Genomic DNA, 14,710 nt, shown 5'->3' on the forward strand with positions numbered 1-14,710 from the left:
AGCAAACATGATCCCGCAGAGCATCGTACAGGCCTACCTCCGCGTTCTTCTGAAGTACGGAAAGATCATCAGCGTTATCGTCGCTGCGTTGACCCTGTTTTTCATGTGGTCACTGCGCGATATGCGCCTGAATACCGACTTCTTCGATTTCTACCCGCAGAAGCACCCGTACATCAAAATCTACAACGAGTTCCGCCAGATGTTCGGTTCCGCGAACGTTCTGCAGATCATCGTCAAGAAGAAGGACGGCAGCACGATTTACAACCCGGAGACCCTTCAGAAGGTCGATCGGGTCACGAAGTTCATCATCGAGACGAAGGGCGTCGTTCCCTACCAGATCCTCTCGATCGCTTCGCCGAAGATGAAGTCGATCAGCAACTATCGCGGACAGATTCAGGTGCGCGAGGTTTACTACCCAGGAGTGCCCAGTACCCAGGAAGACGCCGACCGCGTCAAATTCGCGGTCTACGCTACGAAGGGTATTCACGGTGTCTACACGGCCGAGGATGACTCGGCGGCGCTGGTGACCGCCGGGTTCTGGGAAGAAGATCTCGACTTCAACTATCTGTTCGAACGATTACAGGAGTTGAAGGCGCAGGAGGTCGACGGCGAGCACGAGATCATGATCACGGGCTTCCCCTACCTGTTCACCTCGATCATGAGGTACGCATACCAGGTCGGCGTGGTCTTTGGCTTGACGTTTGTCACCCTGGGCGTGTTGCTTTGGGTGTATTTCCGAACGTGGACGGGCATCTGGGTGCCCCTATTTTCGGGAATTCTATCGAGTATCTGGGGACTCGCGTTCGGGGCCTTGATGGGCTTCAACCTCGATCCGCTGGTGCTCGTCATCCCGATTTTCTTGACGGCGAGAGCGCTCAGTCACTCTGTCCAATCGATGGATCGCTACCACGACGAGTACCACAAGTCGGGTGACAAAATGCAGGCGATCGTCGACTCTTACAGTGCTCTGTTCCCGCCGGCGATCGCATCGATCATCACCGACGGCATGGGCATTCTGCTCGTCGCCTTCGCACCGATCCCGCTGATCATGAAGGTCGCTCTGTTCGCGTCCTTCTGGATCATTTCGATCTTCATCAGCGTCGTGACGCTCCACCCGATCATCCTGCTCTACATCAACCCGCCGGCGACTCCGACGGCGGAGGAGGAGGCGGCGACCGAGAGGCTTTGGTCGGAGCGCTTCTACAAGTGGATTACGCTCAAGGTCGTCTTTGCCTCCGAGGGCAACAAGCGTTGGTACATGGTCGTGACGACGGGGGTCGTTGGCCTCATCTGCTTCTTCGTCGGGACGACGTACTTGAAGGTCGGTGACATGTCGCCGGGTGCAGCACTTCTGTTCCCCGATCATCCCTACAATCAGGCCTACGACGAGCTGAACTCGAGCTTCCTCGGGGCGAGTCAGTTGATCGCGATCGCGGATGCGAAAGAGCCGGATCTCATCAAGAGCAAAGAGCCGCTCGAGTTGATGGAAGAGTACGGCATGGAGATGGAAGAGGTGGAAGGCGCCGCCATCTCCGTTTCCGTCGTGAACATCATCAAACAGCTGGCGAGGACCTATCGGGAGGGTGACCCCAAATGGGGCTACATTCCCGAGACGCCGCAGGAGATCGGCCAGCTCTTCTACGCATTCACGCAGTCGGGCCAGGCCGGAGATCTCGATCGCTTTGTCGACTCAGCCTACCAGTTCGGAACGGTGGTGACGCTGTTCCGCGGCCACTCGAACGCGATCATCTCGAACTCGATCGAGAAGGCCAAGGAGTTCGCACACCAAAACGAGACCGAGAACGTTCGGTTCCGTCTCGCGGGCGGCATGTTCGGCATCCTGGCCGCGGTCAACGAGAAGGTTGAAGAGAGCTACTGGGTCACGCTCATCACGGTGTGGTGTGTCGTCGCGATCTGCCTCTTCATGACCTACGGATCGGTCGTCTGTACGCTGATTCTGCTCGTGCCCGTCATCTTCGCGCAGTTCTTGTGCGAGACGGTGATGGTGATCTTCCGAATCGATCTGAATGTGAACTCGTTACCCGTTGCCGCGGCAGGTGCGGGGGTGGGCGTCGACTACGGCATCTATCATTTCAGTAGAATGTTGGACTGCTTCGACGAGGGGCGCGATATCGACGACGCCGTCGATTACGCGACCGCGACCACCGGGAAGGCCATCATCTTCACGGCGACCACGATGTTCGCTGGGACGGTCTTCTGGTTCTTCTCGAGCCTCAAGTTCCAGGCGGAGATGGGGATTCTCCTCGCACTGCTGATGTCACTGAACACGTTCGGTGGCCTCGTCGTGGTTCCGTCGCTCGTGAAGATCATCCGCCCGAGCTTCCTGCTCAAACGGCGTGATGCAGCCCTCGAGCGGCTGGCGGCTGAAGGAAAGCCGCCGCCCGAGCCGTTCGATCCAACCAAGGAGTTTAGCTTCGTCCACTGACCGGAAGCCCCCTTCGGTGGGCCGATCCGACCTTTCGACCCGAATGGTTTGCGAAGAACCGCTTAAGGCAGGAGGCTTGGCTCGACCGTGAGTTCCAGAGCTACAGAAGCCGGCACTGGGTCCGCTGAAATCTGCGCCGAGCATCTGCACAAGAGCTTCGGCGGCACGGTTGCGGTCCGCGACGTGTCGTTCGAGGTCGCTCGAGGCGAGGTGATCGGTTTTCTCGGCCCCAACGGTGCGGGCAAGAGCACGACACTGCGGATGGTGACGGGCGTTTTCCCGCCCACCGCGGGGCGTGCGTCGATCGCCGGTCACGATGTTGTGAACGAGGCCATCCAAGCCCGGCGCTCGCTGGGCTACCTGCCGGAGCGCACGTCGCTCTACCAGGACATGGCCGTCTTGGATTACCTGCGTTTCGTCGCCGACATGAAGCAGATTCCGGCCCGGGAAACCGGGAAGGCGGTCACGTGGGCAATGGGCAACACGGGGACCGAGCACGTTTCCCACCGTCTGATCGGGAACCTCTCGAAGGGGTACCGCCAGAGGGTCGGAATCGCGCAGGCGATCCTCGGCGATCCCTCGGTCCTCATCCTCGATGAGCCGACCTCCGGGCTCGACCCGGAGCAGGTGAGCGACATTCGGACGCTCATCCGCGGGCTGGGGGACGATAAGCGCACCGTCGTGTTGTCGACGCACATCCTGCCCGAGGTCGAAATGATCTGCTCGCGCGTGATCATCCTCGCGCGTGGACGCATCCTCGCGGTGGATGAGCCGAGCCGACTCGAGCGACGGCTCCGCCCCTACAGGGAGTTGGCCGCGCGTGTCGTCGAAGCGACCGATGGCATGATGACCGCCCTGCGCAGCCTCGAGCACGTGTCCGAAGTCGTCGTGGAAGCGGCGAAGGGCGACGAAGAGGGCGGCGCTTCGGGGACGCGCGTCGTCGTGCGATTGGACCACGGCTTCGACAGACGCCGCGAGATCGCTTCGAAGATCGTGGACAGCGGAGCTGGGCTTCTCGAGCTCACGCCGGTCGTGATGACGCTCGAGGAGATCTTCTTGAAGCTCGTCGGGGACAGCGAGGCCGACGTCGCATGAACGCGATTCTCACCATCGCCAAGCGCGAGTTCTTCGCGTACTTCGGCTCGCCGACGGCGTACATCCTCTTGGCCGTCTATCTCGGCCTCACCGGATACTTCTTCTACAGCGATGTCGCCTTCTTCGTGACGTTCGGCGCGCAGTACCTCGCAACCGGTCTCTGGCGGTACGTCTTCATCGATTACCGGCTCGTCACGCTTCTCGTGATGCCGCTCGTCACGATGAGGTTGTTCGCCGAGGAGCGGAAGCTCGGCACGATCGAGCTTCTCTGGACGCTTCCCGTTCGCGACTACCAGATCATCCTCGGCAAGTTCCTCGCCGCCTGGGGCTTCTTCGGGGTCCTGGTGATGCTCGCACTGATTCCGTTCGGGGTGTTCTACGCATTCCATCCGTTCGAGTTGGGCCCGCCCGCGGCAGGCCTGCTGGGCCTGGTGTTGCTGGGCACGGCTTTCATTGCGTGTGGTCTCGCGGCATCGACGTTGAGTGAGAACCAGGTCGTTTCCGCGATGGTGACCTACGGGATCCTGGTTTTCTTCTGGTTCATGACCTGGAACGAAGCCGTCGGGAACGAGGAACTCATCCGCGTACTCACGCTGCTCTCCCTGTTCGATCACTATTACAGCTTCGCGACCGGCAAGATTCAGACGGTCGACATCATCTACTTCCTCTTCTTCATCTTCTTCTTCTTGTACGCTGGCCTCCGTTCGCTCCAGAGCCGTTCATGGCGGGGGGTCGCTTGATCCCGAAGGGCGCACGGTGGCATCTCGCCGCGCTGGCGGTCGAACTCGGTCTGCTCGGCTTGATCGGCCTGTTCCTCATCGCGGTGGGGTACGCGCACAACGTGACCTTCGATCTCACGCCGACGAAGGAGCACACCCTCTCCGACCAGGCGCAGCGGACCGCGAAGCGCCTGGATCGCGACGTGATGGTTACCGCGTTCTACAACAGCCAGGATCAGGGTCGGGTTCGCTACTTGAAGGACCTGCTCCAAAAGTTCGAGCAGCTCAACTCGCACTTCAGTTTCAAGATGTACGATCTCGACCGGAGCCCGCTTCTCGCGAATCGCTACGGGATCGTGAGCTACAACTCCGGCGTCGTCGAAGATGCCGATCGCAAGCTCGTGGTTCGCGATCTCGCGGAACCGTCGCTGACGACCCACCTCATCAAGATCATCGAGGGGCTCGAGAGGACGGCGTTGTTCTCGACGGGCCACGGCGAGCGCGATCCCGGCAATCCGGACGAGCGCGTCGGGCTCTCGCTCGTTGCGAAGGCGCTCGAGGCCGACAACTACCGGATCGAGCGCAGTAGCGACCTGCGCGGGGGGATCCCCCAAGGCGTTGCCCTACTCGTCATCGCCGGTCCGAAGACCGATTTCACGGAAACCGAGATCACCGTGGTTCGTTCGTACATCGAACGGGGCGGGGGCGCGCTGATCCTGCTCGAGGCGGGTGCGCCCAAGCGGATTCAGGCGCTGGTAGAAGAGTACGGGGTCTTCCCCGGGAACGACCTGATCGTCGATGAGCGCAATCGGCTCTTCTTCGCCGATAGCTTTGCGCCGCAGGTCGCGTTCTTCAACGAGCAGATCCTGCCCTACACCGGTGCACCGCCCGCGGTACTGCCGCTGGCGCAGTCCGTCACGGTCGCGGCGCCGAAGGTGGAGGGGATCAGCAACGCACCGCTCGCGTTCACGGGCGCCGACACCTGGGCGGATGCCGAGCGTATCAGCGTAGAGAACGAGCAGCCGAAGTTCCGGGAAGGGATCGATCGAGTCGGCCCCGTCCCGGTCGCGGCCATCGCCCATGTCGCTGCAGCCTCGGATGCCCCGGTGGCGCCGGGGCGCGCGGACGCGAACGGCTCGGTGATCGTCGTGGGCGACGTGAGCTTCGCGACGAACCTGTACTCCGGCTCCCTCGGCAACAAGGATCTCTTCCTCAACTTCTCGCACCTGGCTGCGCGGGCCGAAGCGCTCATCGCCGTGCGTGACAACGAGACCCCTGGAGGCACCTTCTCCCGGATCTATCTCACCGCCGCCCAGGGACGAACCCTCTTCTGGTGCTCGGTGATCCTGCTGCCGGGAGCCGTTCTTCTCCTCGGCGGCTTCGTCGGATGGCGCCGGCGGCTCAGGACGGCCGGGTGACCGCCGTGCAGGAGATTCACGACACCCCGTTCGGGGCCCGCCGTGGGTTCTTCCTGGGGCTTGTCGCGCTCGCGACTCTGCTCGGGATCGTGGTCGTGGTGGACGTGCTGCCGCGGGTAAATCCACCCCCGCCGAAAGTAGAAGGGGAACCGTTCCTTCCGGCGGGAATCGGGCCGATCCAAGCGATCGACGTCGTCCGGGGGCGAAAGGATTTTCGCCTCGAGAATGCAGGCGGCACCTGGGAAATGCTCGACCAGGGAGAGCGCTCGGACATCGGCAACGAGCGGGTCGCCGAGTTCATGGCCGAGATCACAGATCTCGTGGAAATCATCGATATCGGTCCTGTTTCGGAGCTCTCCCCGGCCGACTTCGGGCTCGACCATCCCCGTGAGCGAGTGGTCCTCCACCCGGAGGACGGGCGAGAGATCCAGATCCTACTCGGAGACCGTAATCCCCCATTGACGGGGATCTACATTGAGGTATTGCCAGGGGAGCACGTGGTTCTGGTCGGAGCGGTGCTCCTGCTGGAAATCGACCAACTCGCCGCCCTGGCGAGTGCCCAGGCACCATGAAACCCCGACCACAGCGGTCTCCCTCTTGACGGCGGACCGCGCGCAGCACGACTCGTACAATCTCAGATGGAGGTATCTGCACATGCTCGATAGTCGTTGGTTCGTAGCGCTGACCGCAGCCGCGGTCCTCGCCTCCCCTGCTCTCGCCCTCGCTGAAGGACAACCATTGCCTGAGGGCGCATGGAAGCTCTCGAAGGACAACTGGCAGAAGGCCGAGAATCTCCTGCCGGACCCGGTACTCAAGCGGGTCAAAGCGGGTGATTACACCTTCACCGTCGTTCCTCTCGACGACCAGAAGTTCAAGGAAAACTACACCGCGAACTACTGGGCCGCGTCCGAGGCCAACGAAGGCAAGTACGAGCTCGACGCCGAGACGTGTGCAATCAGCAACAAGGAGACCGGCGAGACCCCCGATCACATCTGGGGCAAGCCGTTCCCGCGCATCGACCCGAAGGATCCCACAGCGGCCTGTAAGGTTGCGTGGAACTTCTACCTGGCCAACCAGATGGGTGAGGGTGTCGGCGCGACATTTACGCTGAATGGCATCGACCGCAACGGTGAGTTCCGCCGCATCAAGATGTGGCTGCACGCGAACTCGTACATGGGCCGTACGGTGAAGGACGAAGAAAACCCGGAGAAGCTTCGCGTCACGACGATGTCGCACGCGATGGAGCCGGCGGACGCCGAGGGCGTGAACATCCTCTCGCAGCAGCTCAACGAGTGGGATGCGCAGGACAACATCTGGGCGTACCTCCCGCAGATGCGTCGCGCGCGTCGCGTGAACGCGGCAACGCGTTCCGACCCCATCGCCGGCCTGGACATCTTCTCCGATGACCTGAACTGCTACGCGGGCAAAGTCGAGTACTATAAGTGGAAGATCGTCGGCGAACAGAAGATCTTCGCCCCGGTGATCGGCCCCTACGCGCTGAAGCAGATCAAGACGAAGGAAGAGGGCAAGATGGATGTGCCCATTCCGTACCTGCGCGGCGGCTACGAGACGCCTGGCAACGAGGGCGCGCCCTGGCAGATCACCGAGAACCTCGTGCTCGTCGAGCGCCCGGTCTGGAAGATCGAGGGTGAGTCGACCGACCCGTACTACAACTTCGGTAAGGTCATCATGTACATCGACAAGGACATGAGCCGCATCTACTGGAAGAACGTGCACAACCGTGCGGGTGAGTATTTCTACACCGCCATGTGCTCGTACCACTTCTCGAAGAGCGACGACGGCGAATTCGGCACCACCACACCGAACATGGTGATGGGCGTGAACGACAAGACCGATCGCGCGGCTCTGGGCGGGCGCTACGCCTCGCAGTTCATTGACCGCAACATGGATCCGTCGCAGTTCTCGCTGCGAGCCCTGTCGCGCTTGAGCGACTAGGACTCACCGCAGGAATGCAAAAAGGGCGCGTGGGCCATCCGGCTCGCGCGCCCTTTTTCGTTTCCGGATCTCGTTCAGGCCGCGCGCGAGATTTCAGAGGCGATCTGACGGAACTGCTGCGTGACCGGGCTGTCCGGCTGAGCTTCGACGATCGGCACGCCAGCGTCTCCCTGCGCGCCGACTCCGGCGACGAGGCCGATGCGCCCGAGGAAGGGGATCGCCAGTTCGCTCGCCAGCTTCTCGCCGCCGTCGCGGCCGAAGACGTCGGTTTCATGTCCGCACGCCGTGCAGGTGTGTCCGCTCATGTTCTCGACCAGCCCGATGACGGGTACGTTAACCTGGTTGAACATCTTCACGCCGCGGCGGACGTCGGCGAGGGCGACTTCCTGCGGAGTCGTGACGATCACACCGCCGTTCATCGCGAGCTGCTGCGCGAGTGTCAGCTGGACGTCGCCGGTCCCCGGCGGCAAGTCGAGAACGAGATAGTCGAGCTCGCCCCATTCGACGTTCTTGATGAACTCGGCAACGAGCTTGGTCACCATCGGTCCGCGCCAGATGACGGGCTTATCCTTCTCGATGAAGAAGCCCATCGAGATCATCCGCAGGCCGTGGGCCTCCACGGGGGTGATCCGGCGCTCCTCGGTGACGACGGGCTGGGCAGTCTCGGTTCCCATCAGGAGGGGGGCGCTGGGGCCGTAGACATCCGCATCCAGGAGGCCCACCTGTCCGTATTTTCGCAGGGCGAGAGCCAGATTGGCCGCCACGGTCGATTTCCCAACGCCGCCCTTCCCACTGGCGACGGCGATGATGTTCTTCACGCCGGGGATGGGCTGCGGGCCCCGCGGGCCGGATGTGACGGGGTTCTGGTCGCCGTGGGAATGACCGGCGTGGCTCTCGGCGGGCTGCTGGGGCGTCCCTCCCTGCGGCTGAGCTGCCTGGGGGGCGAGTTCGCTCACGATCTCCAGGGCGCCGGCACCCGGCAAATTTGCGACGGTCGCTTCGATGTCGGGGCGTATTTTGCCGACCAGGTCGGGATCACCGGCCGGGGGCGCCACGACGATGCGGATGCCCCCCTCGTCGACCTGGATGTCGCGAATGATGCCGAATGAGACGATATCCCTGGAAAAACCAGGGTATCTCACCCCTTTCAGGGCCTCGAGAACCTCTTCCGACGACAGCGCCATGGCTCTTAACGGTAGCCGACCCCCCCCCTGCAGCAACCCCCATCGGGCCGCTAACCCGGCAAAGTGCGCCGCATTGATAACGCTATAGTTCATTTCGTGACGGTCCGCGGGAGACCGATTTGCCGTGAATGCAGGGTTTTTGCGATGGCATCTACGTTGCAGAGAGCCACATCGACAACGAGGTCACGGATGGCCTTTCAGAATCTGGTTCGGGGGTGGCGGTAGTACCCGCCACTCTGAAGCGAATACCAGGGCACGGAACATGGGGCGGCAGGGAGCCGTCCTAGTCGCAGATACCAAGGAGTGAATCGATGATGGAAGCTGCATACATGGAGGACCAAGGCATGTTGGAAGAACTCACGGGCGGGGAAATCCGCGAGCTTAGAAAGCGCCTGGGTCTCACCCAGGAAGAGTTCGCTCACGCAGTCGCCGTGACCTTTTCAACGGTCAACCGTTGGGAGAACGGTCACGCCAAGCCGAGCAAGCTGGCTCGTCGCGCCATCGGGGCGTTGGCGGCCCGCAAGCCAAGCGCACCTTCGGAGAGTCAGACCATCGATGAGATGGCTGGCCAACGTAGCTTCGGCAACGGCGAGTAGCAGGAGCGCATTCCCAACGTAGCTTCGATTCGCTAATGGCTGGTCCGGATGGATTCATCCGGACCGGCCATGCGGATTGCCGGCTGCAACACGATGGTTGCGCTCGGATCAGCGCAGTCGGGCGGAGTGGCCGCGCGTCGACGCCGTTAACCGTTATGCGCTAGCGGCTGTCGCCTAGAAAGAGGACGCGATCGTTCGAGCGGTCTCGCTCGGCGATGAGGAGAGCCTGGCCGGCGTTGTTGAAGCCCACGGACGTGAGGTTGGTGATCGTTCCGAGAGCCTCGGTATCGAGGCTCGAGACTATCGTGACGAACTCGCCGTTCGCGCGCCGCACCGAGGCGCGGGTTTCCTCGACCCGGGTCGTTCCCTCGATGCGCGTCCCAAGGGTCGTGACGAAGAGAACGTCGCCTGCCTCATTTATCCGCGTGCCCCCGGTGGAGAACACTTCCAGTTCCTCGCCGGGGAACAGGTCGCCTTCGCAGACGATATTCTGAGTCGAACGCGAGTCGCCCAGCCTCAGGCAGGCGGTTTCCTCGCCCGTGGCTTCGTTCCGCAGGGTTGCCTGGAAGAGTGCGCGCCCCCCGCCGAGCCCGGTTCCGCGGAGGGACGCCACGACACGGTCGGCCTCGATGCTCCCTTCGGCGGCGATGTCCGTGAACTGATCGCCATCGAGAAGGCCGATATGATCTCGAACCGGATCGTCGGGGTTCTGGCCGGCGAAACCGAGTTCGACCAGGAGCCGTCCCTCGGTGTCGAGGTCGACGATGTCGATTCGCGCCACCACTCCTTCGGGAAGCTCTCCGTTTTTGCGCAGGGTGGGCAGGGTGTCCTCGCCGTCGAACTGAACGACGACGGGCGACCTGCGCCGGCCCGGTACCGAGAAGAAGAGCTCACCGTCCTCGTTCATCCCGATCTGGGCGTCGTTGGCCTGGCGCCGGTCCAGCTCGAAGTCCTCGTGCTCGATCTGAACGACCTCCGACTCGTTTGCCAGGAAGAGGGCAACGGTGCAGAGGTCGCGGGGTGTATCGCCCGTGGAGTCGACCTCGCAGTCCCCGCCTCCGCCCACGAACGCGACCCGGCCGTTCCGTACGATCCGGAAGTTTCCGAGGATCCGGAACTCGGGGCCGCCGGCGCCGGTGATGGTCTCGGGATCGTTCGCGATCCCGGCGATGGTCTCGACCTCGTCATCGAGAGCTCGGTGAAGCTGGTCGGTGTCCAGTCCGTTCCCGCTCTGAAAAGCGAGCTCGCCGGTCGAAGCCATCCTAAGCCGGGAAAGCGTGGAGAGGTCGACTTCGGCCGGTGCGTTGCTCTCGTCGAAGATCGTTCGCAAGGTGCCGTTCGCGGCCATGCGGAGGACCGCGCGTGCGTCGCCCTGGTTCGCTGCGGCGATGAGCGCCAGGCTGCCGTCGGCGGCGAGCGCGGCATCTTCGATGTTGCCGATCACGAAGCCGTTGGTTGCCGCGTCACCGTTCTGCAGGGCGATGCGGGCGTTGCTGGGCTGGCGCGGGTCTACTTCCGGCGGGTCTACGGGAATGGGCGAGGGCGCCGGGGCCGGGTTGTTCGAGGTGCTTCCGCCGTCATTTCCACCGCCGCCACCACAGGCGAACGTGGTCAGAAGAGTCAGGACCACAAGGCTCGAGCGAATCGGGTGGACATGGTGCGAAGTGTAAATGTGCGGCAACAAGCAAGGACCTCCTTACGGGTTCGAAGACGCGCGCAGGAGGGGGGTCTGGAAGAAGCAGGGGGGCCGGCGCGTCTGCCCGTCAGACTAACCTTCCGAGTACTATCCCGGAAAGCGGGTATTTGTCCGCACGCCGGGCCGGACCTTTCGGGGCCCCCGCGATCGTGGCCGTGCTCGACCGCGGGGACCCAGGCTACAGGATCTTGGTTCAGGCTGCGACAGACGTGTGCTGCGCATCCAGGGATTCTTCCCCCAGGAACCACTCCATGGGGTATCCCGTGTACTTCGCAATGCGGAACAGCACGTCCGTCGTTGGGATTCGACCGTTCATGTAGTTGTAAACGGCCGACAGGCTGAGCCCCAGGTCGTATGCGAATGCCTTGGGCTCGTCCCGCACGACGAATCGAATGCGGTCCGAAAGGACTCTCGGATCAATGCTGATCGTGTTGTCCATGGCTCCTTGCTCTCCTTCCCGCTCCGCCCGTTTCCGGGTCGAGGCTTGGTTGTTCCTCGATCGGCCAAAAAAAAGGCCGCTGGGTTTTCACCCAGCGGCCTTTCCTTCGAGGAATCGTTCAGTTCGGTTACTGATCACCTCTTGGGGGGCTGCTGGGCCTGAAGTCGCAAATCGTAGCGACCGGCGTGCGCTTGGCCTGCGCACAGAGCGACGAGACGACTACGACATGAGCGGCGGAACGCACCGAGACTGCGCGTACACGCCCGGCGTCGTTTCCGCGCCAGCTGTGATTTGCAGTCATAATGATCATTCGGTTGCGTTCCCTTTCTCGACCCAACTTGCCTTGCAAGATGTTGTACCCATGGCCTGATGGGGGATTCAAGCCCCCCTTCTCCACACCTGTGGAACGCCATGGCGTCCGGGCTACGTTTCCGCCGACGCTTCGGCGGCCTCCAGCGCGTCCTGAACCTCCACCCAGCGGTCCATTTTCGCCGTCAGGTCTCGGTCGACCTCGGCGTGGCGACGCTGCGCTCCGCCGACGTCGAAATCCGAATCCTCATACGTTTCCGGGTCGGCGAGGCGACTCTCGAGTTCGCCCTTTTCGGTCTCCAGGGCCTCGATCCCGGTTTCCAATGAGGTCAGCTCTCGGCGCAGGGGCTGTGTACGACGGGCCAGGTCGTTTCGGGCCTCTGCCGCCGCGCGCCGCTCTGCTCGTTTGCCGCGGCCGGACCGCTCTCCGTCGGCACCCTCGTCTGCGGGTCCGCCCCCCGCGCTGGTGCCGGCGGCCAGGAGTTCGGCCTCCTGGGCGTGCTTCCACGTATAGTAGTCCCAATCGCCGGGGTATTCGTTGACGGTTCCCGGCTCGATCCGGACGACTCTCCTCGCCAGGCGGCGGATGAAGTGGACGTCGTGGCTAACGAAGCAGAGGGAGCCCTCGTACTCGCGGAGCGCGTCGATTAGGGCGTCTACCGAAGGGATGTCCAGGTGGGTGGTCGGCTCGTCCATCAAGAGGACGCTCGGCGGTGCCAGCAGAATCCGTGCGAGGGCGAGACGGCTCTTCTCGCCGCCACTCAGAACGGAGGCGTTCTTGAAGACGTCGTCGCCGCTGAAAAGGAAGGAGCCGAGAAGGGTGCGGATGAAGGTCTCGGTCTGGTCCGGGGCGGCGGAGCGCGCGTTCTCTAGGACCGTCTGCCCGAGGTCCAGCAGGTCGTGCCGATGCTGCGCGTAGTAGCCGATCGTGGCTCGGAGGCCGAGTTTTCGTTCTCCTTTGCTCGGCTCGAGCACACCACCCAGGAGCTTCAATAGCGTCGACTTTCCGGCACCGTTCGGACCGACGAGGACCGTCTTCTCTCCGCGTTCGAGCCGGAAATCGATGCCGTCGTAGATGGTCTCGGTGCCGTAACCGAAGCGGACCTTCTCGAGTTCGAGCGCGATGTCCGACGTGCGTTCCGGTTGCGGGAAGCGCAGGTGAACGCGTGCGCTCTCCGAGGCGATCTCGATGCGGTCTTCCTTCTCGAGGGCCTTGATCCGACTCTGGACCTGGGTTGCCTTCGTGCTCTTGGCGCGGAAGCGCTCGATGAAGCGTTCCGTCTGTTTGATGCGGCGGTCCTGTGCTTTGGCCGACGCCTCGAGTTGGGCGCGGCGGGCGGCGCGTTCCCGAACGTAGTCGCCGTACGAGCCGACGTACCGCGTGAGCTGCATCCGGTCGACTTCGAGAATCGACTGGATCGTCGCGTCGAGAAACGCGCGATCGTGCGAGATGATGATGAGGATCGAGCGTGTCTGAGCGAGGAATCCCTGGAGCCACAGCACAGACTCGAGGTCGAGATGGTTCGTCGGCTCGTCGAGCAGAAGGACGTCGGGCAAGTCCAGGAGGAGTCGCGCCAGCTCGGCACGCATCACGTAGCCACCGGAAAACGTTCCCAGCCGTCGTTCCGGTTCACCCGTGCGAAACCCCAGACCAGCGAGGATGCGTCGGGCCCGCGCTTCCCGGTCGTGGCCTCCGACTTCCGCGAACACGGCGTGGGCCTCGGCAAGGTGGGTGCTCAGCGTTTCCCGCTCGGTATCGGTGGTGGCTGCTTCAATCGCGCTTGGAAGCCGCTCCAGGTCCTCCAGGATCCCGGCGAGCCTGCCGGAGGGGCGGGTTGCCGTCTCCAGGACCGTTTCCTCGGGCGCGGTCAGGATCTCCTGCGGAAGGTGGCCGAGCGTGAGCCCCTTGGATCGTCGGATGGCACCGTCGTCGGGCAGCTCATGTCCGAGCAGCAGGGCCAGGAGCGTAGACTTTCCGGCGCCGTTCGGACCGACGATGCCGATCCGATCCCCGGGACCCAGCGTGAGCGTCGCGTCCTGGATGAGGGTGCGGGCGCCGAAGCCCTTGGTGACGTTCTCGAGACTTATCATCGGCTGGGCCGCAGGAACGGAGGATAGCATCGGCGGGTTGACCGATGCATGGCCGCGACGGAAGGTCCGGTATGCGCAAACTGATGTTCCTCTGCCGTCGCCGACCGGACATCGGCCACGACGACTACGCAAGTAAGGTACTCGTCGGGCACGTCCCGCTCGCGCTGCTCCACCATCCCACGATGCGCCACTATGTCGTCAACATCGTCGATCGGGCGCTGATCCCCGGATCGCCCGATATCGACTCGGTCGCAGAGCTCAGCTTCGACACGCTCGAGGACTACCGCGAGCGGCTCTACGACTCCGCGGAAGGCGAGAAGATCATTCACGGAGACGTGGTGGGCTTCATGGGCGCCGCGGACGCATACGAATGTACGGCGCACGTCCACAAGAAGCCCGAGGACTGGGAAGTCGGCCGAACGACACCGGGTGTGAAGATGATTTCGGGTCTGAAGCGGAAGCCGGGCGTCTCGCACGACGAGTTCGTCGACCATTGGCTCCATCGACACGTCCCCCTGGCTCTCGAAGATGCGGCGGGCATACCGCACTACGTGACCAACGTCGTCGACTCGAAGCTCTCCGATGGGGGCGAGGAGTTCGATGGTTTCGCGGAGCTGGGCTTCCCGAGCGAGGCTGCGATGATCGCGGAGTTCACCGGAAAACCCGAGCGCGCGAAGGTGATCGCCGCGGATAATGACAAGTTCATCGGGTCCATGCAGGCGTGGGTCGGGGTGGAGCACCCGCAGAAGTAGGTCGGACTC

At 63.0% G+C, this 14,710-nt stretch carries 12 protein-coding genes; 8 read left to right on the forward strand and 4 right to left on the reverse strand.

Going from position 1 to position 14,710, the window contains the following annotated elements; genetic code table 11:
* Positions 1-7 precede the first annotated feature (7 nt).
* From P8R42_27730 to P8R42_27755, 6 genes are all read left to right on the forward strand, one after another.
* Positions 8-2,446 (forward strand): MMPL family transporter, encoded by a 2,439-nt coding sequence (locus P8R42_27730; protein ID MDG2308386.1) that lies wholly within the window; start codon positions 8-10, stop codon positions 2,444-2,446.
* An 87-nt stretch (positions 2,447-2,533) separates the two neighbouring features.
* Entirely contained in the window at positions 2,534-3,541 is a 1,008-nt protein-coding gene (locus P8R42_27735; protein ID MDG2308387.1) for an ABC transporter ATP-binding protein, read from the forward strand.
* A complete protein-coding gene (locus P8R42_27740; protein MDG2308388.1) occupies positions 3,538-4,281 on the forward strand; it encodes an ABC transporter permease in 744 nt (247 codons plus the stop codon). The genes P8R42_27735 and P8R42_27740 overlap by 4 nt, the downstream gene beginning before the upstream one ends.
* Complete coding sequence (locus P8R42_27745; GenBank protein ID MDG2308389.1) at positions 4,263-5,678, forward strand: Gldg family protein; 1,416 nt, start codon at positions 4,263-4,265, stop codon at positions 5,676-5,678. The genes P8R42_27740 and P8R42_27745 overlap by 19 nt, the downstream gene beginning before the upstream one ends.
* On the forward strand, positions 5,675-6,250 hold the full coding sequence (locus P8R42_27750) for a hypothetical protein (protein ID MDG2308390.1): 576 nt from the start codon (positions 5,675-5,677) through the stop codon (positions 6,248-6,250). Before P8R42_27745 ends, P8R42_27750 begins: the two co-directional genes overlap by 4 nt.
* Positions 6,251-6,332: 82 nt before the next feature.
* Positions 6,333-7,634: a DUF1329 domain-containing protein gene (locus P8R42_27755; GenBank protein ID MDG2308391.1), complete on the forward strand. Its 1,302-nt coding sequence runs from the start codon at positions 6,333-6,335 to the stop codon at positions 7,632-7,634.
* Between the two features lie 74 nt (positions 7,635-7,708).
* On the opposite strand, the gene P8R42_27760 is transcribed toward P8R42_27755, so the two are convergent.
* Entirely contained in the window at positions 7,709-8,818 is a 1,110-nt protein-coding gene (locus P8R42_27760; protein MDG2308392.1) for an Mrp/NBP35 family ATP-binding protein, read from the reverse strand.
* A 329-nt stretch (positions 8,819-9,147) separates the two neighbouring features.
* Here P8R42_27760 and P8R42_27765 point away from each other — a divergent pair, with 329 nt between their 5' ends.
* Positions 9,148-9,414, forward strand: coding sequence for a helix-turn-helix domain-containing protein (locus P8R42_27765; GenBank protein MDG2308393.1), 267 nt, complete (start codon positions 9,148-9,150; stop codon positions 9,412-9,414).
* A gap of 160 nt (positions 9,415-9,574) precedes the next feature.
* On the opposite strand, the gene P8R42_27770 is transcribed toward P8R42_27765, so the two are convergent.
* The 3 genes from P8R42_27770 to P8R42_27780 all read right to left on the reverse strand — a co-directional run bounded on the left by P8R42_27770 (position 9,575) and on the right by P8R42_27780 (position 13,949).
* On the reverse strand, positions 9,575-11,098 hold the full coding sequence (locus P8R42_27770; GenBank protein MDG2308394.1) for a hypothetical protein: 1,524 nt from the start codon (positions 11,096-11,098) through the stop codon (positions 9,575-9,577).
* 205 nt (positions 11,099-11,303) lie between these two features.
* Positions 11,304-11,549, reverse strand: coding sequence for a helix-turn-helix transcriptional regulator (locus P8R42_27775; protein MDG2308395.1), 246 nt, complete (start codon positions 11,547-11,549; stop codon positions 11,304-11,306).
* Positions 11,550-11,972: 423 nt separating this feature from the next.
* Positions 11,973-13,949: an ABC-F family ATP-binding cassette domain-containing protein gene (locus P8R42_27780; protein MDG2308396.1), complete on the reverse strand. Its 1,977-nt coding sequence runs from the start codon at positions 13,947-13,949 to the stop codon at positions 11,973-11,975.
* 71 nt (positions 13,950-14,020) lie between these two features.
* On the opposite strand from P8R42_27780, the gene P8R42_27785 reads away from it, so the two are divergent.
* The gene (locus tag P8R42_27785) at positions 14,021-14,701 is read left to right on the forward strand and encodes an EthD family reductase (GenBank protein ID MDG2308397.1); all 681 of its coding nucleotides are present in this window, start codon (positions 14,021-14,023) and stop codon (positions 14,699-14,701) included.
* Positions 14,702-14,710: the final 9 nt, after the last annotated feature.

It is taken from the genome of Candidatus Binatia bacterium (genome assembly GCA_029243485.1).
GTDB lineage: Bacteria > Desulfobacterota > Binatia > UBA12015 > UBA12015 > VGTG01.